The organism is Paenibacillus agaridevorans, from assembly GCF_003112455.1.
Classification (GTDB): Bacteria; Bacillota; Bacilli; order Paenibacillales; family Paenibacillaceae; genus Pristimantibacillus; species Pristimantibacillus agaridevorans.
On sequence record NZ_BDQX01000036.1, the window covers coordinates 1 to 21599 of the forward strand.

The window sequence follows — 21599 nt, forward strand, 5'->3', positions numbered from 1 at the left end:
GCACTCGGCTTCTTTATAGGTATGATAACACAATTGGAAAAAGAAGTGAACCAGGAAAAGCTATGGAGTAATAAAATTATGAACTAAAGCAAACGAGCCTTTCATGAATGATTGGCTAGAAACAAAAAGAAGTATAAAAAATGATACAGAAGTTGAAGGTTACATAGAAGTGATTTATCCTCAATGAATCCTTATCGACCTTCATTTATTGCAAAGCAATAAGATCAAAATCAATTTATCGGTGAGGTGTATGCATGTTAGACTCATTCACAAAAAAGAGACTTGAAAAGTTAATGACAGATTATATAGAACAGAAAATCCCAAAGCACATTAGAAATCAAATCAGACTTAATTACAAAATCAGAGGAAATAACATTACTCTTATCGAAGAACGACCCGCTTTTATGAGTGATGAATGGGTGGAATTAGATGTAGCACAATTTCGATTAGATCAAAATAAATGGAAAGTATACTGGAGAGATAGTAAGAATAAGTGGCATTTTGTTGATGACATCGTCCCAGATGAAGATTTTGAAAAACAATTGAAAATCGTAGATACAGATAACAGAGGATTATTTTGGGGCTAATTCGACGACGCATCGGGTGAGGCATACAAAATACACATTGTAAGGAGGGTGGTGTCCATGAATACAATCTTAAACAGGATTTTGAAACAAATAGGCGACCCAGAAATAGTAGATAAACTCCTCTCTCTGTCAAAGGCGGACTTAAACTCGCTGCTTTTAGAGCTGTTTAAAAAACAAACGGATGGGATTACCCCGGCGGATGTCCTGAAGACGTATCAATCCAACCGTTTCCCTATCCCAAGCGATGCTGACCCAGCTAAATTTCACGCTTTAGAAACACAGCTATTAACCGCTGCACAGAACATGGAGATCAAAACTGTTCTGCTTTCACCATCTGCGCCACTTGGCAGTTGCAGCGCTTTTGGATGCGTAGACCAATACAATGTAGTTAGCGCATTGCGTGGGACTGAAACTCTGTCTGACCCCTCTAATATGCTCGCTATTATTATCGCTGACAAATTAAAGAGCAGAGCTGAGAGCAATATTAACCCTGTGCACTACGCTGCAACTGCAAGAGTTGTCCGGGCGCAGGCGTTTTCCGGAAAAGGTTTTTTCGCTCATTTCGGCCTCTATTGTATGGTATCTTCCGGCAAAGATAGTGGTTCGTATGCCTGTGAAAAAGATCTGTTGGAAAAGCATTTGATTTTTTATAAAGAGTTATTCCAAGAACAATACAACGCAAAACTATCTATCGTTCTGCGAAAAAGAGGCGGCTATACGGACGGCGACGGTTTTTTTGACAGAATGACCGAAGTTATACAAACTACTCTTCCCCATACGCCGCTTTCATTTGACTATGACGATGTGGATAACAAGTATTACCAAGGAGTCAATTTCAAGATATATATGGAACGAGATGGTGAAAAGATAGAGTTTGGTGATGGCGGTTTTGTTGACTGGATCTATCAAATGCTCGGAAACAAAAAGGAACGATGTTTGATAAGCGGCATCGGACTAGATCGGTTTCTTCTACTGTAGCCTTGCTAAGCAGGGCTATTTTCTTTTTATTTTTTCTAGTGGGAAACGGCACGAATGTTCATGTGAAAATGAATTGGACTTGTGACATGCTCTATTAGCACTGCTTTACGCGAAAATAGTATAGAAATATCATGAAATAGTGATTCTATCACTGGGATTTGATAGAATAGAATTCAGAAAATAGTTCCACAGCAGGATAAAAAATCAATATGCTATTGGAGCGACCCTTAACCAGCCATCATGCTTTACGGGCATTTGTTTTTGGGTAGCTTTGCAGTAGCGAAAAAAATGAAAAGCAGGTGGCTTTGTGTTGATTCGGAAATGGATTGCGGCATTAACAATGGCAGCGATGATTGGCGGTCTTATGCCCGGCATCGTTCAGGCAGAGGCGATCTCGTATCAAATCTCCCCCCAGTATGACTCCGGTTCGCCTTTTGTGGAAGGACTGGCATCAGTCAAAAAGGATGGCAAATCAGGGTATATCGATCGCGAAGGGAATCCGATTACGGCATTCAAATATGATTTTGCCCATAATTTCAAGGATGGGCTGGCTGTCGTTGGCGTGAAAAGCGGTTCGGCCGCCAAATTCGGCATTATTAATCGCCAGGGCAAGGAATTAACCGGCTTGATCTACGATGATGCGATTGCGGTCGGCAACGGGTACGGCGTCGTTCGGGTGCTGGGCAAGTCCGATAATGTGTGGGTGGACGGCAAGGCCGGGCTGGTCGGTCCGCAAGGGGTTATTGCTCCACCCATCTATGAGGAAATCAATCCCCCCAGTGACGGTACCATCCTGGTCAAAAAGGACGGCAAATACGGCTATCTCGATGCCGCAGGCAAGAAGCTGACCGATCTGATTTTCAAACATGCCTACGTGTTTTCGGACGGTTACGGCCTGGTATATACGGACAAAGAAATTGGATTTGTCGACACATCGGGTAAACTGGTGTATGCTCGCCCATCGGGCACTTCCTCGTATAGCGATTTTTCGGAAGGGCTGGCCAAAGTATCAGTCGATGGAAAATACGGTTATATAGATACATATGGGAAGATGGTCATTGCCCCCAAATACGATGAAGCCTGGTTTTTCAATCAAGGCTTGTCCTATGTCACGCTTAACGGCAAATCCGGCTATATTGATCGCACAGGGAAGGAGGTCGTGCCGCTTAAGTATGATGAAGTGAGTACCAGCTTCAGAAACGGACTTGCTCTTGTGGCAAACGGCGAAGATTATATCCCCCAATCATCGGAAGGCGAATATTTCGGGAATGAAGGGAATAAGGATTATGTCGTGCTTTCGAATAAGAAGTTTGGCTTTGTCAATGGAGCGGGCAAAGAGGTAGCTTCTTTGCACTATGACTATGCAGAGGAATTCGTCCGCGGCTACGCACGCGTGTCCAAAGGGGGCACCGGTGCGGGAAGCTATTATCACGGAGGGAAATTTGGCTACATTGATACTGCCGGCCGAGAGGTTGTTCCGTTACGGTATGATTATGTCGGTGGCGATATGTTCGATAGCTTCAGAGGCTTTACCGAGGGACTCTCGCCTGTGTCGAACGGCGGGACGGGGACCGTATTTGATTATAGTGGCGGTCTCTGGGGATATGTAAATGCAAAAGGCGTGGAAGTTACACCGCTGAAATATACGTACGTCTGGTCGTTCAACGAAGGCATGGGGCGCGTGGAGCAGAACGGGAAGTATGGTTTTGTAAACGCAAGCGGCCAAGAAATAATCCCGCCGATTTATGATGATGCTGGCGATTTCTATAATGGGTTTGCCGAAGTATCCAAAGGTGGGAAGCGGGGATACGTTGACGTGCAGGGGAACGAAGTGACGGGGATGATTTATTTAGATAGCAGGCGTTTCCTCGAAGGGACGGCGCTTGTACAGGATAGCTCATCCCGAAAACTGGGTTTTCTGCATAATCCCTTGCCTCAGGTTGAGCCCGTCGTCATCCGGGTTGCATCCCAGGGAGCCGGAAAGCCTTCCACTGTAACCTTGTCGAGCGGCACAGCGAATGCAGTCATCTATTATACGCTGAATGGCGGCGACCCGCTGTCCAACTTGTCCAATTCGGATACCCAAGAATACACAACGCCGTTTGCCGTAGGCAAATCCGTTAAGATACAAGCGATTGCTGTAGCCAAAGGCATGCAGATGAGCCCGCTCGCGGCGATGGACTATAAACAAACCTATGTCAAAGGCAACGCTGCTGTTGCACCGACCCCGGGTTCAGGCGGGAATGACGGATCACAATCGGGCGGCAACGGCAGCACGCCTCCGAATACGGGTACCGGATTTACCGATACTCAGACACATTGGGCGAAGCTGACGATTCAATGGGCAGTGGATCAAAAAATAGTCAGCGGCTACCCGGATGCAACCTTCCGCCCCAACAAGAGCGTAAGCGAGCCGGAATTTCTTAAAATGCTGCTCGGCGCATTCCCGGATATTAAAATTGAAGCAGCACAGAACGGAGCCGCTTGGCATACACCGTATTTTAAGGCGGCAGCGCAATACAACTGGCCTCTGCTGCAAGAAGCGGACGCAAAGGGTTTTAATCGAGGACAGGTTGCCCGCCTGCTTGCCGGGACACAAGGTTTCACCTTTGAGCAGACGAAAGATGCCGTACAGTATGTACTGGACTTAAGCATTGCGGGCGGAAAAACGTCCCGAACAGTCGAGGGTTTCGCCGTCAACGACCCGCTTACCCGCGCGGAGGCGATCACGCTCATCCAGAATATGAAGGAACGCGCCTTCAAGCTGTCCAAGGCTGATAATGCCGTCAAGGCGGCTGCGGCCGAATTCCAGGTACGCGGACTCATTATTGGCGATACGGAACAGACACTGCTGGCGAAGCTGGGGCAACCTGCGCGAAAGGACGTCAGCGAATATGGATTCCAGTGGTATATTTACAGTCAGGATTACGCCAATTATGTGCAGGTTGGCATCCAGTCCGGCCGAATTGTCGGCTTCTACACCACGTCGGACAACTGGTCGTCGGCAAGAGGAATCAAGCTCGGCTCCGGACAGGAGGATGTGGCGAAGCGGTATGGCACAGGTACTAGCAGCATTTATAAGGAAGAGTATGGTTTGAGCGTGAATCTTGCCAAAATATACGAGCAAGACGAAAGCTACGTGACGCTGTTTATGGACAAGTTTAACAACAATAGGGTGACCTCGCTTCAAATTATCGCCAAGCCTGTAGAGGACGGAATGAAAGAATTGTATGCCCCTGAGACGGCGGCGCTCAAAAAGGCTTTTGCGCTGCAATCGCTCGATCTCGTCAATGCGACACGTACCCGGTACGGCCTGCCGGTCTTGCAATGGGACGAAGCAGCCGCCCGGGTGGCGGAGAAACATAGTGAGGATATGAGGGAGCAGAAGTATTTTGCACATATCAGTCCGCAGGGCCAGGAGCCGGATGGTCGATTTGATGACGCAGGTATAGCCTATGGTACCGTGGGTGAAAATATTGCCGCCGATCAACGCAGCATCATCTATGCCCATGAGGGCTGGATGAATTCCGAAGGACACCGCAGAGCGATTCTCGGCCCTTGGGAGCGATTAGGCGTCGGAATTGCCTTTAACGCCGGAAATGCCATGCATCCTATGGATAAGGCGATGAATATGTATTATACGCAAAACTTCTACAGCCGAAAGGGCGTTGTCATTACCGATCAATATGAGGAGCTTCTGCAGAAGGATAAAGCCAGCCAAGCGGCAAAGGAGCTGGAAAAGCAGTATCCTTTTCATGATCAAATGTTCGAGTTGTACGTTCTCCGCAAAAGCCTGGATTCAAACGGGCAAAACGTAAACTATTACGGCGTAAGGAATATTGAGGCGTTTACTTTGCCTCCATACAGTGCCATCTATATAACAGCAGGCACGTCTATGGTCCGTTTCGAAGATGACTACTATAATTATCATTTTGGCGGAAAGCTGGTCGTTGCGAACCATTCCAGCCAGCCCCGGAAAATTAAGGCGGGAGAGCTCGACTATACGAATTTGGACCAAATCTACAGAAGCAGCATGGGAACCGTTACTGGAGCGGATGGCACCAGTACATCGCTGACACCGACAGGTCCGTATGTTCGGTTGATCCAGTTCAGCGGCGACTTCGATGAAACAATCGATTACAAAACGTATGTGGAGCAAAAAGAAATCGTTTCGATCCGTCCATGGGTAACCGTAAAGGAAAAATAGTAGGTGAATAGAACAACCAATGAAACAAGATGCAGGCTATTAGCTTCCTGCATCTTGTTTTTTCGTATGAGCGCAAAATTAACAAACGAATGACATAAAGTACATTTGAATTTTACAATGATGTCTCATTATTAAAGAAAACGAGTAGGGAGCAGTGAAAATGAAAAACAGGAAAAAAGTAATGAGTATGTTAAACATGTTTATTATTGGATCCATGGTAATTTCTCCAATGCAGAATGCACATGTACAAGCATCGGAATCAGGAAATACCGTTTTTATTAATGAAATCGAATCTAATGATACAGAGACAGATGTAGACTGGATTGAAATTATAAATACTGGCAATGAAGAGATAGATGTCAGCGGATGGTTTGTTACAGATGACAAAGGTTTAGAACGTTTGGAAATAAACGAAGAAAATGGAAAAAGTGAAGAGTGGCGTATTGCGGGTGGGACTGTATTACAAGCTGGCGAAATTCTTGTTATTGAACAAGGTAATGATAATCTGGGGTTGGGAAAAGAAGATACAGTATCTTTGTATGATAGTAACAATACGTTGTTGGATTCGTATACTTATTCAGGTCATGCAGGTGGCACATATTCAAGGGTGCCAGACGGAACGGGAGAATTTGTTGATCTGAAACCAACCAAAGGTGAGTTGAATATTGTAGAAGAAGAAGAGTTGCCTAAACATAGATTACTAATAAATGAGATTAATTCTGCGCCGGATGATTGGGTAGAGTTTATTCATATAGGAACAGAAGAGATGGATCTTTCCGGCTATGAAATTCGTGATAATTCTAATGACCATCGTTGGAAATTTCCAGAAGGAACAAAGCTGCAAGCAGGTGAATTGTTTGTAGTTGAGGCAAGTACGGTTGGTCAGGTATATGATGATCAGTCAGGTGCTTATGTTGCAGGTGAATTCCAAGCAGCAATTGGTATCGGTTCAGGAGATTCTATTCGTTTATATGACGAAGAAGGGATTTTACTGGACGAATACTCATGGACCGTGCATGCTAGTTATGAAAATAACGATGCATTGGCGTCTTACGGAAGATATCCGGATGGGACTGGTTCGTTTGGATTAATGAAAGAAACAAAGGGACTAAACAACGAATGGTATAAACCTCAGATAGTAATCAATGAAGTAGAGTCCGACGGTGATGCTACGGATTGGGTTGAAATTTATAATGTAGGAACAACAGCCGTAGATCTATCCGGTTGGCATTTATATGATGATGATCCGGTAGGACATGTTGCAGATATAACACCCGTAGTAGAGGGAACCGTTCTTAATCCAGGCGGATTTTATGTTTTTGATCAAAATAAGGATTTTACATTTGGTTTAGGAAAGGCTGATAAAGTTAGTATTTTTAATAAAGATGGTGTGTCCATTGCAGAATATTCGTGGGAAGCACATGCAAATGGCGTATACGCACGTATTCCGGATGGAACAGGAGATTTAAAAGAGTTTCCCACTTCGACTAAAGGAAAAGCAAATGTTGTAACAAATCCTGTTGCATTAAATGAAGTGCAGTCAAATGACTCGAATGGGGGACCTGATTGGATAGAACTTGCTAATCCAACAGGAGAAGTTTTAGATATTTCGGGAATCGTCATTAAAGACAATGATGATACGCATCAATATGTTATCCCTGAAGGCACAACCATTCCGGCATCTGGATTTTTGATATTGTCAGAAGAAACATTTGGTTTTGGACTTGGAAAAAATGATTCTGTACGTTTGTTTGAAAATGAAAGGTTAATAGCTGGCACAACATGGGTAGATCATACAAATCCTACTTGGGGATTATATCCGGATGTTACTGGACGCGAGTATAGAAGCACAAAAGAAGCAACGCCTGGTGCAGCAAATAAATTTGAAGGTATCCCTGAAATGATTGCATGGCCAGGTCATGGTGAAGTTGTCATTTTTGACACTAAAGAAACATTTTTAGAAGATTCTTCAGGGTTGGATTTCTTTAATGGCCAATTATATGCTGTTGATAACGGTACAGGCAAGTTCTGGATTTTAGACGTTTCAAAAGATGGAAAGTTGAGTTTTGCAAAAGGTTTTGAAAGCGGCAAACGTGTTCGATTCCAAAAGGATGCAGACAATGCAGGCGCAGCAGGTCCGGATGCAGAAGGAATTACAGTAGATAAAGATGGTTTTGTTTATATTGCTTCTGAACGTGATAATCAAGTTAAAGGCGTTAACTTTAATATGATTTTGAAAGTTGATCCACGTAAAGAAGACAATGATTTGGTTGCATTACAGCAATGGGATTTAACGGCATCATTGCCACAGGTTTCTGCCAATATGGGTATTGAAGCTGTAGAATGGGTATCAAACGCAAATGTGGATGGTAAGCTTTATGACCAAAATACGAATACCGTTTTTGATGCAACGAATTATCCAGATGCCATTTCAAGCGGCGTGTTCTTTGTGGCGTTAGAAGATAACGGTCATGTATACGCATATGTTTTGAATGAAGATGGAAGCTCTGTTCAAATTGCTGATATGGACGGAAAAATTGGCGGAGCAATGGCGCTTGACTACGATACTTATGAACATGTATTGTGGGTCGTTGCGGATGATGGATATGGTAACCGTGCAGCAAAAATAACACTCAATGGAGAGAGCAATCCAGAGGTTGTTCACATCATGCCTGCAAGTGGTGTCGACATTAGTGCCAATAATGAAGGCTTTGCAATAGCAGAGGCAAGTTACACCAAAGATGGTCAAAGACCGGTGTATCGATTTAAAGATGGAGATAAATTGGGCGCTTTATCTATAGGTTCAATTGCATCTGATTATAAAGAAAGTGACGGAAGTACTGGCGGCCCAGGAGGCGGCAACAATGGAGCAGTAACACCAACGCCAGACGCGCCAACAGTCGAACAGAACAGAATCAGCGTTACTTCCAAGTTAACGCAAACTGCTGAAGGCAGCATAGCTACAGCAGCTCTAACGGAACAAGCATTAGCAGATGCAATTGCTTTCGCGGAAGCTGAGAACGGTACAGCATCCACTGTTGAAATCAATGTAGAAGCTGTTGCAGATGCCAAGACCGTTGAACTGATGATTCCAAACAAATCTATTGGAGCATTGGCCGGAGCCAGAATAGAAGCACTTGTCATTTCATCGCCAATTGCAACCTTCACTATTGACGATATAGCTCTAAAAACAATTGCCGATGCGGCTAAGGCCGATGTAAAGATATCAGCAAGTGTTGTGGATTCGAGCACACTTTCAGTGTCCACAGTTACAAAAGAGCGGATTGCGGACAGACCGGTATTCGATTTTACTGTAACAAGCGGTGATGTGGAGATAACTGATTTCAATGGCGGTTTAGTGAGCGTATCCGTTCCGTACACCTTACAACAAGGCGAGAACCCGGACGCCATTGTCGTATACTATCTGGACAAGAACGGAAAGCTTGAAATTGTCCATGGAATATATGATGCTGAAGCTGGTACAGTAAAGATGACGGTTAACCACTTCTCTAGCTATGTTATTGGCTACAATAAAGTCGAGTTTGCAGATGTCTTAAGCACACAATGGTATGCAGATGCAGTAAACTTTGTAGCAGCGCGCCAGTTCTTCAATGGGGTAAGCAATAATGAGTTTGCGCCGAATAAAGATATGACAAGAGCTATGTTCGCCAAGGTTATTGCGAATATAGAGGAAGCAGACCTTGCAAGCTACAATACATCAGTATTTGTGGATGTTGATAAGGATGCTTGGTATGGCGCTGCAGTTGCATGGGCAGCTGATAAAAAGATTGTGTCAGGTGTAGGGAGCGGGAAATTTAATCCAGGTGCGCCTATTACTCGCGAGCAAATGGCTGTGATGCTTCATAACTATATAGAGTACAAGGGCATTAAATTAACAGCCACAAACAAGCCAGCCTTTGCGGATGCAAACGCAGTGAGCGATTGGGCGAAGGATGCAGTAACAACCATTCAGAGTTATGGCATTATAAGCGGAATTGGCAGAAATATTTTCGCACCTAAGGCAACTGCCGACAGAGCAGCAGTTGCCACCATATTCAAAAACTTTGTAACAGAGTTTTTGAAGTAAATGAAATGGAAAATCTCCCTTTGGAATTAAACCAAAGGGAGAATTTTTGTGGCATTCTGCCTCGTTCCTAGAGGGAAGCACGAAGTTTTCGTAAATTTGCCGTCCATAAGTTAGTTTTCTATTACTCCGCTAATACAATCGCTGCTGTTAAAAATGTAAAAAGAAAGAGCCTAAACCATTGCGGTTTTGGCTCTTTTTGACGCTCCAGCTGCCCAATGATATTAACCGTTCTACACAAGTTCTTCAAAAGTGTGGGGTACATTTATTATGCAGCAGAAGAGTTGGCGTTGCCATAGAGTTGAATGTAGAGGGGATTTGAAAAGGGCATATGTTTCAATCGAGTGTTAATTCTGTTAAACGCAAGTGGTCGTTCCTCGTCGTACTTATTGCCATTTTTTTAACCGGATGTTCCATGCAAGGGAAGGAGAGCGATCCTGTTATCCTGACCCACATTCACGGTTTAGGCTACACTTCCGATGGACAAAACATTTATATTCCGGCTCATGACGGATTGAGAAAGTTTTCTCAGGGAAAATGGGGTGAAGTTCCCGGATACAAACATGATTACATGGGTTTCTCGATGGTCGATGGCGGATTTTACAGCAGCGGGCATCCGTCCCTGGACTCGGATTTAAAAAATCCGCTTGGTATCGTTAAGAGTACTGACAGTGGGAAAAGCTTGGAGCATCTTGATTTATACGGACAGATTGATTTCCATTTGTTAAGCGCTTCGTATTCGGGCCAAACGATTTATGCTTTCAACCCGGAACCGAATGCAAGGCTGAAAACGGTTGGCTTATATTATACACTAGATGAGGCGAAAAATTGGCAGCAAAGTGAAATGAATGGAATAACGGAGGAAGTGGTTGCCATGTCCGCCCATCCGTATGATGATGCGATTGTCGCGGTGGGGACGGAAGAGGCGTTATATATGTCCACAGACTATGGTAACCGGTTTGAAAAAATAGCGGATATCCCCGTAACAGCCGTCGCGTATAGTTTGGAAGGCCAATTGTACGTCGGAGGTTATCAAGACAAAGGAGTTATGTTCAAGATGGGAGCTGAACATACGCTTAATGAATTAAAGCTTCCAGAGTTAATCAACGATGCGCCATCCTATATGGCCATCAATCCCGTTGATGAACAGGAGCTGGTGTTTACGACAGTTAGTAAAGATGTTTACCTCTCCAACGATCAAGGGGTTACATGGATAAAGATAGCCGACAAAGGTGAAGCTTTAGATCATTAAAGTAGGTGTGAGAGGAGGGGAGCGAGACGCTCCCTGTTCCTCGATATGTTAGAAACAGATTATTACTCATTTAAATAAGTCACGACACGGTTCTGGATGAGCTTGGCGACGGCATCAGCAGGTTTCTGACCACTAAAGAATGCTTTCGTCTCCTCGTTGATAATCTTTTGGACTGTAGATTCATAGCCCATATTTCTGATGGCAGGTGCTGACAGCAGCGTGCTAATGGTTTCAAGGTCTTCGGCTTTAATTTTAACGTTCCCTTTTGCGGGGTCTTGCAGGACTTCTTTTGATTTCAGGTCTTCGATGATTTTTTCATTAATCACCTTATTTATGGAAAAGCTCGGTTGATCAGAGTTTGCAGAGTACGATTGCATTTCCTCGGACAATAAAAACTTCATAAACTCCCACGCATCTCTTTGCACCTTGGAATTCGCGTTCATCGCGATTTGATCAAGCGGCTCGAACGAAATACCGGATTTCTGAGCGGAGGAATTCGGCTTTTGATAAACTTTGCCGTTGCCGTCTGGATAATACAATCCAAGCCGCATAAGGTAATCGCTTGGAGAGTAAACGGACGAATACTGGAAACTACTATTATCTGCATAATCCGATTTCAATATCTTATCCTCATACAAAGCTTTGACTTGCTCGAGCATATCAATGAACATTGGGGAGTCAAAAGTTGCTGTTCCGTCCACCCCATCTATTAATTGGGAATAACTATCCGAAACCATATTGTTGATCATTTCCTCAGGAGCAATGTTCCCCAACACGAAGCGGCTGCTGTCCTTCCCTTTTATTTGTTTGCCTATATCGGCAAAGTCGCTCCATGTCCAAGATTTATCATTAAATGTGATACCTGCATTGTTGAAAGCTTCCGCATCTCCAAAAAGTACTTCCAGGGAATACTCAAGCGGCAAAATGTAAGAACCACCGTTCATTTTAGAGCCTTCGAGAATGTTCGTTTGATATTGATTTGGATCGAAAGCTGAATCTCTTTGCATCCATTCGTCCAGGTTAACGAAAGCTTTTTTGTTAACGTAATTGTCGATAGGCAATTCGATTACCCTTAACGTAAACAGATCCGCTCCCTTTCCTGACAATACTTCTGTCGTCGTTTGTTTGATATACTTTTCTACTGCAGAATTACTCATGAGGCCACCGCTGCCGCTATCAAACTCTTTGAGTTCAATCGTCGTATTCGGATGGAGTTTTTCGTATTTTTCTTTCGCGCGTTTATAAAAATCGGTTGCCGCAAGAGTGGAAATAACGATCGTCTTCTGTTTATCATCTAGCGGTTCGAGCCCTTTAGATGGCGCAGGCGTCTGAGATTGTCCTTGATCGGGTTGCGAAGATTTCGTTGGAGAAGGCGTGTTATCGCTGCCGGTGCATGCGGATAAACTAACCGCCATGATGCCAAGTATGGTAATAACAATAAGTTTTTTCATATTTCATCCCACTTTCTTGATCTCCTATTATGAATTCTTATTGGCTCTTACGCGCTCTCCGTCTTGGATTGGCTTGTTGCTCTTCAGGATAATCGGAGCATCGGGAAAAATGGCCCCTTTTACGACGGTTTCGCGCTCGTTGGCATCGCCCGTTTGTACATAGACTTTTCGAGCAACGTTTGTGTTGCCGAGCGCTCCTTTTTTTTCTTCGACGACAAAGACGTAGTTTTCGTTTCCCTCACGGTGAATAGCTTCATTGGGGACAATCATTCCGCCTTCGTCGTCCGGAGAAGGAATGCTTAGCCGGACACTTGCTTGTTCCCCGCCGCGAAGTTTCTCATTTTTGACGTTAATTAAAAAACGTTTGCTCGTTGTTCCCTCGTCTAGTGCTTCAGTCTCAACCCCCTTAATCACGCCGCTCATCGTTTCGGTTACATCCGCAAATTGAACTTGGATTTCAGTTTCCCGTCCAATTTTGATAAGCCTGCTAACGGAGGAGGGGATTGGGATCTGCATTTCGTATCCTTGTTTCGGTGAAGCTAATTGGATATCGGGGCCGACAGTGGCGGATGACATCCCCTCCACGGCATTCACTTTTTTTACGGTACCATCGAACGGAGCTTTTAATTCACGTTCAGCCGCGAGCGCCTCTTTTAAGCTGTCAAGATTTCTTTGTTGAACTTCTAATGTCATTTGAGCGCTTTCCAAATTCCGTTTCACGGTTCGAGTGAGGGGATCATCGTTGTTTCGTGAAGCTTCCACGTATTGATCCTGCAACCCTTCAATGACAAGCTGCTGTTGCTTCAATTGCACTCGGTCATCCAAATATCGATTTTCCGCTTCTCGGTTTGCATAAACGACGAGTGTTTGTCCCTTTTTTACGCTGTCCCCTTCCGCAACCTTTATCTCTTTGATCTCCCAACCGGATTTGTTCGATATCGAAGCCTCGAGAGCCGGTTTCAGAACGCCTTCTCCATAAAAGGCATGAACGAGCGCTTCTTGTCTGGCGAACGTGACCCAGACTTTCGGGAGGTTCATCGATAGTAACGTATTGCTATAAAGCGTCAGCACGAGTAATCCGCCAATTAACAACAACGAGAACCGTTTGATGGTTCGTTTTCTTTTCACATTATCGAGTTCAGGTTCAAAAGTTTCGATATGGACTCCCCCTATCCTTTAATGCCGGACATTTGGACGCCCTGGACAAAATGAGTTTCCGCATATAAGAACAACAACACCATGGGAATCATGTACAAGACGGATGCGGCAAATCCGACTCCCATTGCTTCCTCTTGGATGACAGATAGATAGACGGATAATGGCTGCTTGTAATCGTCATCCAGAAAAATAAGCGGTTGTTCTACCATATTCCAATAATCGACGAACAATAGAACGATTAGCGCAGCAAAACCTGGTTTGACGAGAGGTACGATGATTCGCAGGAAAATGCTCCAATGGCCCAATCCGTCTATCGTCGCGGCCTCAATGTAATCATTCGGCAGCGTTTTGATGAATTGTCTGAGCATAAATACGCCGAACGCTCCGAAAATTCCGGGAAGGATGATTGCCCCTGCACTGTTCAATAATTGAAATTTGTCGGCGATAATGTAATTCGGGACGAGCGTCACTTGAAACGGCATGAGCATCGTCATCAAATAAATAAAAAATAGTTTGTCTCGGCCGCGAAACCGAAGTTTTCCAAAAGCATAAGCCGCAAGTGCCGCAACGATAACCTGACCTCCAATAATGAACGTTACAAGATATACCGAGTTCCAAAATAATCTCAGATAGGTCGGAGTCGCAATCAGCACTTTCGCGTATTGCTCGAAGGAAACCCAATCGGGAATGATCTTCATGTTAACGAACGCGTCTTTTCCGCTTGCGGCATCAACGGCCATCTGCCCGATGAGGTCATAGTTGGATCCGATCTCCTGCTCGGACATAAGTGAATTCGTGAAGGATATAACAATCGGTGCCAGCATAAGAATTGCCAAAAGCGACAGTAACATCGTGATTATGGTTTTAACTATCGAGCTCCTTCGATTCATACGCCCTCCCTGTTTACTCTGTAAATGATGAAAAGCGACGTTCCAAGGAGAACATAACGAACACGATAATAACCATGCACGCAACCATCAAGGTCGCTGCCGACGTCAGCTTCTGAACGTCGAGCGACAGAAACATATTATTCATATAATGTTGCAGCATATAGATGCTGTCGTGCGGATAATCGCCGGCGATCAAATACGTTTCCCGAAAGATTCGGAACGAACTGACCAGTGCCATTAAGGCGACAAAAAACATCGTGGGCGTTAAATAGACCAACGTGATTTGCGTAAATTGGCGGTAAACGCCTGCGCCTTCAAGATTGGCCGTCTCGTAATAGTCCTTCGGAATTCCCTGCAAACCGGCTAGAAATAAGATGACGTTATACCCGACGTTTTTCCACGCATAGACGACGGAGAGAACAACTCTTGCCCACTCCGACTTCATCCAATCGATACGTTCAACGGCAAAGTTGCTTAACCAGCTATTTATTGCCCCGTTCCAATCGAAGAGGATTTGCCAAATGAGGACGACGGATGCAACCGGCACGACTAGCGGCAAAACGTATGCTGTCCTGAGCCAATTACGCAAATAGATGTTTTGATTAAGCATCAGGGCAATGAGAAGCGAGATCACGATTGTAATTGGAACGCTGATTGATGTAAATAATGCCGTATTCATCGCAGCTTTGCGGAAGGAATCACTGGCCAGCAAATCCTGATAGTTGGCAAAGCCTACGAACGAACCTGCGGATGCTCCCTTTGTAAAGGAATAGATAACTCCCATTGCGAATGGAATGAGATAAAAAACCGAAAAACCTATCGCGCTAGGCGCAAGAAAGCAAACCGCAATATAACTATGTTTTATTGCCCTTTTACGAAAGCGCATCTTTCACCTCACTTCATGTTGCATTAGTGTTTATTGTAATGATAGGTGCCCGGAATCAAGATCAAATGGAGTTGAAATAAAGATTAGATAAAGATTGTGAGAGAGGGGGGAGGGGGGATAAAAAGACAGGCAAGACAGGCGTTTTGCCTGTCTTTGCCGCTTATGCCTTCTTTAGCGAAAAGAAAAAGGCGACGCCGTTCTCGGTGTTTTCAACTCCGTATGTGGAGTCATGAAGTTCTAATATTTGTTTGCAAATCGCTAATCCTAAACCAGTTCCCCCATGCGATCGATGACGAGCGGTGTCCACGCGGTAAAAACGATCCCATACTTTTTCTAGTTGTTCGTGCGGGATATGAACGCCATAATTTTCTACGCGGACTATAATTTCTCCTTGGTCCTCAATGGCCGATACGATAATGAGTCCATTTAAGGGCGTATATCGAATGGCGTTCGACATAAAATTCGTGATGACCTGCTCGATGCGATGGGGGTTGGCTGTCACTTCGGCTGGAGTAAGTTGCAAACGAACATTTAGCTGCTTGGCGGCGATGTCCATAGCAAGTTGTTCGTATACCGACTCGATGGTCTTATCGATCGGGAATATGTCCAACTTCATTTTGTAAGATCCGGACTCGAATGTCGCCAGTTCCAGCATATCTACGATCAAGTGATCCATTTTATCGACTTCGTTTTCCATCGCCTCAAAATAATGCTCCTTCTTATCGCTGGCCACGTCGTCTTTAAGAATGGAGATGCAGCTTTTCATGACGCTTAGCGGCGTCTTAAGTTCGTGAGACACGCCGGAAATAAACTCTTTGCGCGTGCTCTCAAGCTGTTTCTCCTTGTCGATCTCTTGCCGGAGCTGATCAATGTAAGAATGGAGCGTAGCGGACAAATGGTTGATATTGCGAGATAATTCGCCGATCTCATCCTTCGAGGAGACTGGGATTGACTCTGAAAAGTCCAAAAGGGCAATCTTTTGTGTTGCTGAATTAAGTCTTAACAGCGGTTTGGCAAACTTCTTAGAATAATAAAACGAGACGAGTACAATAAGCACCAACACAAAAGCGACGATATAGACCGAATAATCTTCCATCATTCGTACGGCCTCGTCTACTGGCTGCAAGGAAGTCATCGCAAATATATAAGCGGGTTGACCGTCTACGTCCTCGAAGCTATGGACAAAAAGCTTGTAATTCAAGTTGTTGTGCTCATAATCAAACGATTGAACGGTATTGATCGGTTGAGGTTTATTCGACCACAATAAGTCAGCCTGAAACACCTTGATCCGCTCCATAAAGAGGCTGTTCGAGAAAATAAAGTGCGATAAATCTCCCGGAGCTGGAATCTGAAAATCAATTACGGTCGCTTTATCTTCGAAGCTGGGCATGATTAGAGGTTGGTCATTCGTACCGTAAGTAACGAATTTGTCTTGTATTCGAATCGGCATGATTGTAGCATCTTTTTTAATCCCGGAAATAATTAGACGTTGTTGTTCCAGACTAATAACAAACTCACTTGATGACAGATCATTTATGTTAATCAAATGATGCAACGGCACCTTAAACGATTCATAGGATTTATCGTTATCTAATTGAACTTGAAGAAAGAAATCGTTTGTATATTTAAGATTGCCGTAACGGTCGAGCGTCGTGATCCACGTGTTATGATCTTGAAAGAACATTTCCTCAAGGTACCAGACGAACATAATGTCATCTTTAGTGGGCTTAGCTGATAAATAATCTTTTTTGAATACCTCGATGTTTGCCTGTATCTCTTTCGTTTTCCTATCCTTATAGAACTCCTTAAAAAAAATCGTTTGTCCAATGTAGATTACGGCCAATATAAGCGTGCAAAGCGCAGTCGTAAGAAGAAACAGCTTTCCGACGATCCCGATCTTCATAAGCTATCCACGAATTTATATCCGGCTCGTACGACCGTTGTAATGTGCGGGGCTTTGTTGCCTAATTTTGTACGCAGATTTCGGATGTGTGTATTCAAAGTGCGATCATCTCCGGCATAAGCGTATCCCCATATTTTCATAATAAGTTGTTCTCTTGAAATTACGATCCCTTGATTCTGCATCAGGTAAGCTAAGATTTCGAATTCCGTATGCGTCAGGCTTACTTGCTGATCATCCACAATGATCGACCGCGATGGGAAATGAATATGAATGCCGTTAATAATAAGAGAATGGTTCGTACTTGTCATATGATTCGTGCGCGCCCTGCTTTCGATTAGACGTTTTGCCCTTGCTAATAACACAGCAGGGCTATATGGCTTAGTAACGTAATCATCGGCGCCAAGCTCGAAACCGAGGAGGGTATCGTCTTCGTCGACCCGGGCCGTAAGCATAATAAGGGGTACATCGGACGTTTTACGAATACGTCGGCAAACGGACCATCCGTCCATTTCCGGCAGCATAATGTCGAGAATGATCAAATCGATCTCATATTGTTGAAACAATTCCAATGCGGCTTTACCATCAGAGGCTTCCACCACCTCATAGCCATCATTTAGAAAATAATCCTTTAGTATTTCAAGAAGTATTTTTTCATCTTCTACAATCAAAATCTTGGGCATGTCCATCCTCCGCTTTTCGTTATCGCATTATTTAGTATATCATTCTACCAGGCACTTGGAAAAAGCGGCTCAAGGATTAGAACTTCCCACTGTCCCGTATTAGAAGAAGTCGTTATAATGTTAAATGGATATAGGGAGGCTGACTTTCATGATATCGAGCATTCAATTCGTGTGGCATAATTCGACTATTCGTTTAAGGCTCATTATTTTGTTGCTGTTGTTCGTTATTTTCCCGTTGATGATTGCCGTTTTCATGTACGGTTCTTCCATTCAACAAATGTCTAAAGAAGAGATTGTTCGCTCTGATCGCTATACGGTTCAGACGCAAGCCTTTCATATCGATAAAAACATAGAGGATATTTTATTAGCATCCAATTGGATTGGACTTGATTCTCGAATTATTACAAATTTGCTCAAGGATCCCCCGTTTTCGACATACGACTTCGTTGTTATGAATGAAGAGATCATAAGTCGCTTACAAGAGGTCAAGGACTATATGCTTCCCGGTAATGGGGAAATTACGCTTATTCATCTTAATGGAAACGTATACAGCACGTCTCCAGGTTATTCCACCTCCAAATTCGATCAGTTAAGCCAGACGGAATGGTTTCGGCATGCCTTGAAGTTAGACGGGTTTTACCACTGGTTTTCGCAGGACAAGAGCTACTTGTCTGTGGCGCGGGTACTTAAAGGGGATGGCGGATCGAAGAATTTGGCTGTCCTCTTGATCCAGGTAGAAGCTGGTAGTCTGCTGGTGAAAAACGAAGAGGATAACCGAGATAATCGCACAATCTCGCTGATCGATAATGCCGGTACGATATTGTTATCCTCCAACCCATCGTTAATTGGAAACAGCTACATGCCATCGATTGAGAAATCGATACAAGACGATGATAGAGATCCTCAGTCTTATGATTTAGAAAAAATGAATTGGAAGGTTATGCTCGAATACGATCAGAATGAATTTGCGGAAAATATTGCCGATTTTAAATTGAAGCTGTTTATTACGCTGGCATTGTTGATTGTGTTGTTTTTTCTGTTAATTTCCTTGCACGCAGTTACTATTACGAAACCACTTCGCATGCTGGAAGCCCATTTTCAGCGGATAAACCGTTCCAATATGGTCCAGCGCGTCAAACTATCCGGTCCGCGGGAAGTGAAATCATTGCTTAAGCATTATAACGGCATGGTCATCAAGCTATTGGACAGTCTGAAACGGAACGAGGAAGAAAGCAGGAAGAAGGAAATGGCAAGACTTCAGGCTCTGCAGGCCCAGATCAATCCGCATTTTCTGTTCAATACCTTGAACATGATCAAGTGGACAGCCTATATGAGCGAGGCGCCGAACGTTGCCGATATGGTCTCGAATCTAGGGAAAATGCTGGAGCTATCTATCAACCGTTCAGGAGATTTTCTTACGCTTAAAGAGGAGTTAGAGCATCTGGAGTTATATATAGAACTTCAAAAGATGCGATTTCAAGAAAACTTTCAGCTCGAAATCGAAGTGCCGGAAAGCATGCTGGATGGCCGTGTTCCCAAATTGCTGCTTCAGCCGATTGTGGAAAATGCCATTCTGCACGGCTTCGCTAAAAGTAATGTGGCACGTAAAGTCCTTATTCGAGCAGCCTATCATAGGTACGGCATACTGATCGAAGTAGCGGATAACGGCATCGGGATCAGCGAGGAGAAAATACAAGAAATTCTCTCGCTCGAGCAATCGGACGAGAACCGCCGTTTTAGCGGAATCGGCTTACGAAACGTCCATGATAGAATACAGCTGTATTTCGGAAAAACGTATGGGATCGAAATTGAAAGTGATTTGAACAAGGGAACGATTATCAAGGTATTGATTCCATATGAAAGAAATAGGGGGGATGAGTTTGAAGGTACTAATCGTTGACGACGAGATGATTGTCAGAGTCGGAATCAAATCGATCATTCAATGGGACCAGCTAGGCTGCGAATGCGTAGGCGAGGCAGGCGACGGGCTGGAAGCTCTGGAAATGATCGGCCGCTTCAATCCCGATTTGGTTCTCACGGATATCATAATGCCTGAAATGGACGGAATTGCATTATTAAAAGAAGTCAATCTTCGTCATCCGCATATTAAAGTTGTCATTTTAACCTGTTACAACGACTTTAAGTATGTGCAGGAAGCGCTCAGACTGGGAGCCGTCGATTATTTGATGAAGCTCTCTATCAAACCACAGGAACTACACAACATGATGCAAAAAGTAAAAATGGACCTGCAGGATGAACAACATAGGCGCGCTGATCATCTCACTATGCAGCAAAAGTTGAATGTTAGCGCCCAAGCCTATAAGGAAGGATTGTTATGGGATGCATGCAAAGGCAAGATTTCGACCCGGAGCCGATGGAGTGAATTGTCAGCCGAATGGAATGTCGAGCTAAACGGAGATATCGGAATCATCTACATGCGAATAAATGATTTCGACAAAATGGTTAGAAAGGAGCAATTAAAAAATCCCGATACGATGATTTTTGCCGCCGCAAATATCGCTGCGGAAATCGTTAAAAAGCGAGGAGCGGGCGAAGTTGTTAAAAGCGAGGCGGGCGAGTTGGTTATGTTTGTTCAAACCAGGCAAGAAAACTGGCTCGATCTTTCGCGGCAACTGGCTATGCAAATTCAGGATGCGGTGTTCAAGTTTTTGAAGTTGCCGTTAAGAGTCGGGATTTCCTTGCATACGGCTAGCCTTCCTTTTTTGAACGAAAGTTACACAGATGCGGTAAACGCTTATAAACACGGTTTTTTTCATCATTCTTCTTCGATATTGACCAGCGTCGATTTGACGAATGTGGCTGACGATCTCATTATTTTGGAAATGGATGAGTTGACCGGACTTAAGCGATTGATCGAAGATCAAAATGTCGGAATGCTGAAGACTCGCATGCTGATGTTAATAGCGGACAAAACGAGCGGAAAGGCATATACGGAGCAAAGGGTTCGCGAATTTTTTCACGAATTGCTGCAGCCTTTTCATCAGCACTTAAAAAGCAGCCAGCAATCGTTGTATACTCTGCCGGAATTTATGGACTATTACCCTTATGAAGCTATTAGTCAAATCGAACAGTTCGATCAGATGCAAGAATGGGTTCTACAGTTCGTAGAACATTATTTTTCCGTCGAAAACCGGAGTCGGAAAACTCCGCCTAAGAAGGAGATCATCGCGACACAGGACTACATCAGACAACATTTGCAAGAGAAAATATCGGTGGCTACGTTAGCGGGACGTATCGGCTATACCGAATCGTATTTCAGCCATTTGTATAAAAAGGAAACCGGGGAATCGATTGTCGAATACATGACGAGGGCACGTCTCGATAAAGCGAAGGAACTGCTGAAGTCGTCGGATATGAAAATATATGAAATCGTCGAGCTGGTCGGCTTTATGGATCCTAACTATTTTACGCGCCAGTTTAAGCGTTTCGAAGGCGTAACGCCATTGGAGTACAAAAATGGTTTACGACCGGTAGGAGATTTGGAGAACAGGGGGGGCTGAAG

The 21599-nt window shown here is 44.2% G+C and carries 13 protein-coding genes; 7 read left to right on the top strand and 6 right to left on the bottom strand.

Going from position 1 to position 21599, the window contains the following annotated elements; all coding sequences use genetic code 11:
- Positions 1-254: 254 nt before the first annotated feature.
- From PAT3040_RS02215 to PAT3040_RS02235, 5 genes are all read left to right on the top strand, one after another.
- Positions 255-587: a DUF3024 domain-containing protein gene (locus PAT3040_RS02215; protein ID WP_087568774.1), complete on the top strand. Its 333-nt coding sequence runs from the start codon at positions 255-257 to the stop codon at positions 585-587.
- Positions 588-644: 57 nt separating this feature from the next.
- Positions 645-1565, top strand: coding sequence for a hypothetical protein (locus PAT3040_RS02220; RefSeq protein ID WP_108991378.1), 921 nt, complete (start codon positions 645-647; stop codon positions 1563-1565).
- A 310-nt stretch (positions 1566-1875) separates the two neighbouring features.
- Positions 1876-5772 (top strand): WG repeat-containing protein, encoded by a 3897-nt coding sequence (locus tag PAT3040_RS02225; protein WP_108991379.1) that lies wholly within the window; start codon positions 1876-1878, stop codon positions 5770-5772.
- 160 nt (positions 5773-5932) lie between these two features.
- Positions 5933-9859 (top strand): lamin tail domain-containing protein, encoded by a 3927-nt coding sequence (locus PAT3040_RS02230; protein WP_108991380.1) that lies wholly within the window; start codon positions 5933-5935, stop codon positions 9857-9859.
- 328 nt (positions 9860-10187) lie between these two features.
- A complete protein-coding gene (locus PAT3040_RS02235; RefSeq protein ID WP_108991381.1) occupies positions 10188-11108 on the top strand; it encodes a F510_1955 family glycosylhydrolase in 921 nt (306 codons plus the stop codon).
- A 62-nt stretch (positions 11109-11170) separates the two neighbouring features.
- On the opposite strand, the gene PAT3040_RS02240 is transcribed toward PAT3040_RS02235, so the two are convergent.
- From PAT3040_RS02240 to PAT3040_RS02265, 6 genes are all read right to left on the bottom strand, one after another.
- On the bottom strand, positions 11171-12559 hold the full coding sequence (locus PAT3040_RS02240; protein WP_108991382.1) for an ABC transporter substrate-binding protein: 1389 nt from the start codon (positions 12557-12559) through the stop codon (positions 11171-11173).
- Positions 12560-12586: 27 nt separating this feature from the next.
- Positions 12587-13597, bottom strand: coding sequence for an efflux RND transporter periplasmic adaptor subunit (locus tag PAT3040_RS02245; protein ID WP_258234812.1), 1011 nt, complete (start codon positions 13595-13597; stop codon positions 12587-12589).
- A gap of 131 nt (positions 13598-13728) precedes the next feature.
- The gene (locus PAT3040_RS02250; RefSeq protein ID WP_108991384.1) at positions 13729-14607 is read right to left on the bottom strand and encodes a carbohydrate ABC transporter permease; all 879 of its coding nucleotides are present in this window, start codon (positions 14605-14607) and stop codon (positions 13729-13731) included.
- Between the two features lie 13 nt (positions 14608-14620).
- Positions 14621-15493, bottom strand: coding sequence for a carbohydrate ABC transporter permease (locus tag PAT3040_RS02255; RefSeq protein ID WP_108991385.1), 873 nt, complete (start codon positions 15491-15493; stop codon positions 14621-14623).
- 160 nt (positions 15494-15653) lie between these two features.
- Complete coding sequence (locus tag PAT3040_RS02260) at positions 15654-17396, bottom strand: sensor histidine kinase (protein WP_108991386.1); 1743 nt, start codon at positions 17394-17396, stop codon at positions 15654-15656.
- A complete protein-coding gene (locus tag PAT3040_RS02265; RefSeq protein WP_108991387.1) occupies positions 17393-18076 on the bottom strand; it encodes a response regulator transcription factor in 684 nt (227 codons plus the stop codon). The genes PAT3040_RS02260 and PAT3040_RS02265 overlap by 4 nt, the downstream gene beginning before the upstream one ends.
- A gap of 148 nt (positions 18077-18224) precedes the next feature.
- Between PAT3040_RS02265 and PAT3040_RS02270 the strand changes: the two genes are divergently transcribed.
- Positions 18225-19976 (top strand): cache domain-containing sensor histidine kinase, encoded by a 1752-nt coding sequence (locus tag PAT3040_RS02270; RefSeq protein ID WP_181376404.1) that lies wholly within the window; start codon positions 18225-18227, stop codon positions 19974-19976.
- Positions 19957-21597: a response regulator gene (locus tag PAT3040_RS02275; RefSeq protein WP_181376405.1), complete on the top strand. Its 1641-nt coding sequence runs from the start codon at positions 19957-19959 to the stop codon at positions 21595-21597. The genes PAT3040_RS02270 and PAT3040_RS02275 overlap by 20 nt, the downstream gene beginning before the upstream one ends.
- Positions 21598-21599: the final 2 nt, after the last annotated feature.

What these genes read in the sequence shown, in the direction of transcription:
- PAT3040_RS02235 (WP_108991381.1), top strand. Translation starts at nt 10,188, where the DNA reads ATGTTTCAATCGAGTGTTAATTCTGTTAAACGCAAGTGGTCGTTCCTC.
- PAT3040_RS02255 (WP_108991385.1), bottom strand. Translation starts at nt 15,493, where the DNA reads ATGCGCTTTCGTAAAAGGGCAATAAAACATAGTTATATTGCGGTTTGC.
- PAT3040_RS02220 (WP_108991378.1), top strand. Translation starts at nt 645, where the DNA reads ATGAATACAATCTTAAACAGGATTTTGAAACAAATAGGCGACCCAGAA.
- PAT3040_RS02270 (WP_181376404.1), top strand. Translation starts at nt 18,225, where the DNA reads ATGATATCGAGCATTCAATTCGTGTGGCATAATTCGACTATTCGTTTA.
- PAT3040_RS02240 (WP_108991382.1), bottom strand. Translation starts at nt 12,559, where the DNA reads ATGAAAAAACTTATTGTTATTACCATACTTGGCATCATGGCGGTTAGT.
- PAT3040_RS02260 (WP_108991386.1), bottom strand. Translation starts at nt 17,396, where the DNA reads ATGAAGATCGGGATCGTCGGAAAGCTGTTTCTTCTTACGACTGCGCTT.
- PAT3040_RS02250 (WP_108991384.1), bottom strand. Translation starts at nt 14,607, where the DNA reads ATGAATCGAAGGAGCTCGATAGTTAAAACCATAATCACGATGTTACTG.
- PAT3040_RS02245 (WP_258234812.1), bottom strand. Translation starts at nt 13,597, where the DNA reads ATGAACCTCCCGAAAGTCTGGGTCACGTTCGCCAGACAAGAAGCGCTC.
- PAT3040_RS02215 (WP_087568774.1), top strand. Translation starts at nt 255, where the DNA reads ATGTTAGACTCATTCACAAAAAAGAGACTTGAAAAGTTAATGACAGAT.
- PAT3040_RS02265 (WP_108991387.1), bottom strand. Translation starts at nt 18,076, where the DNA reads ATGCCCAAGATTTTGATTGTAGAAGATGAAAAAATACTTCTTGAAATA.
- PAT3040_RS02230 (WP_108991380.1), top strand. Translation starts at nt 5,933, where the DNA reads ATGAAAAACAGGAAAAAAGTAATGAGTATGTTAAACATGTTTATTATT.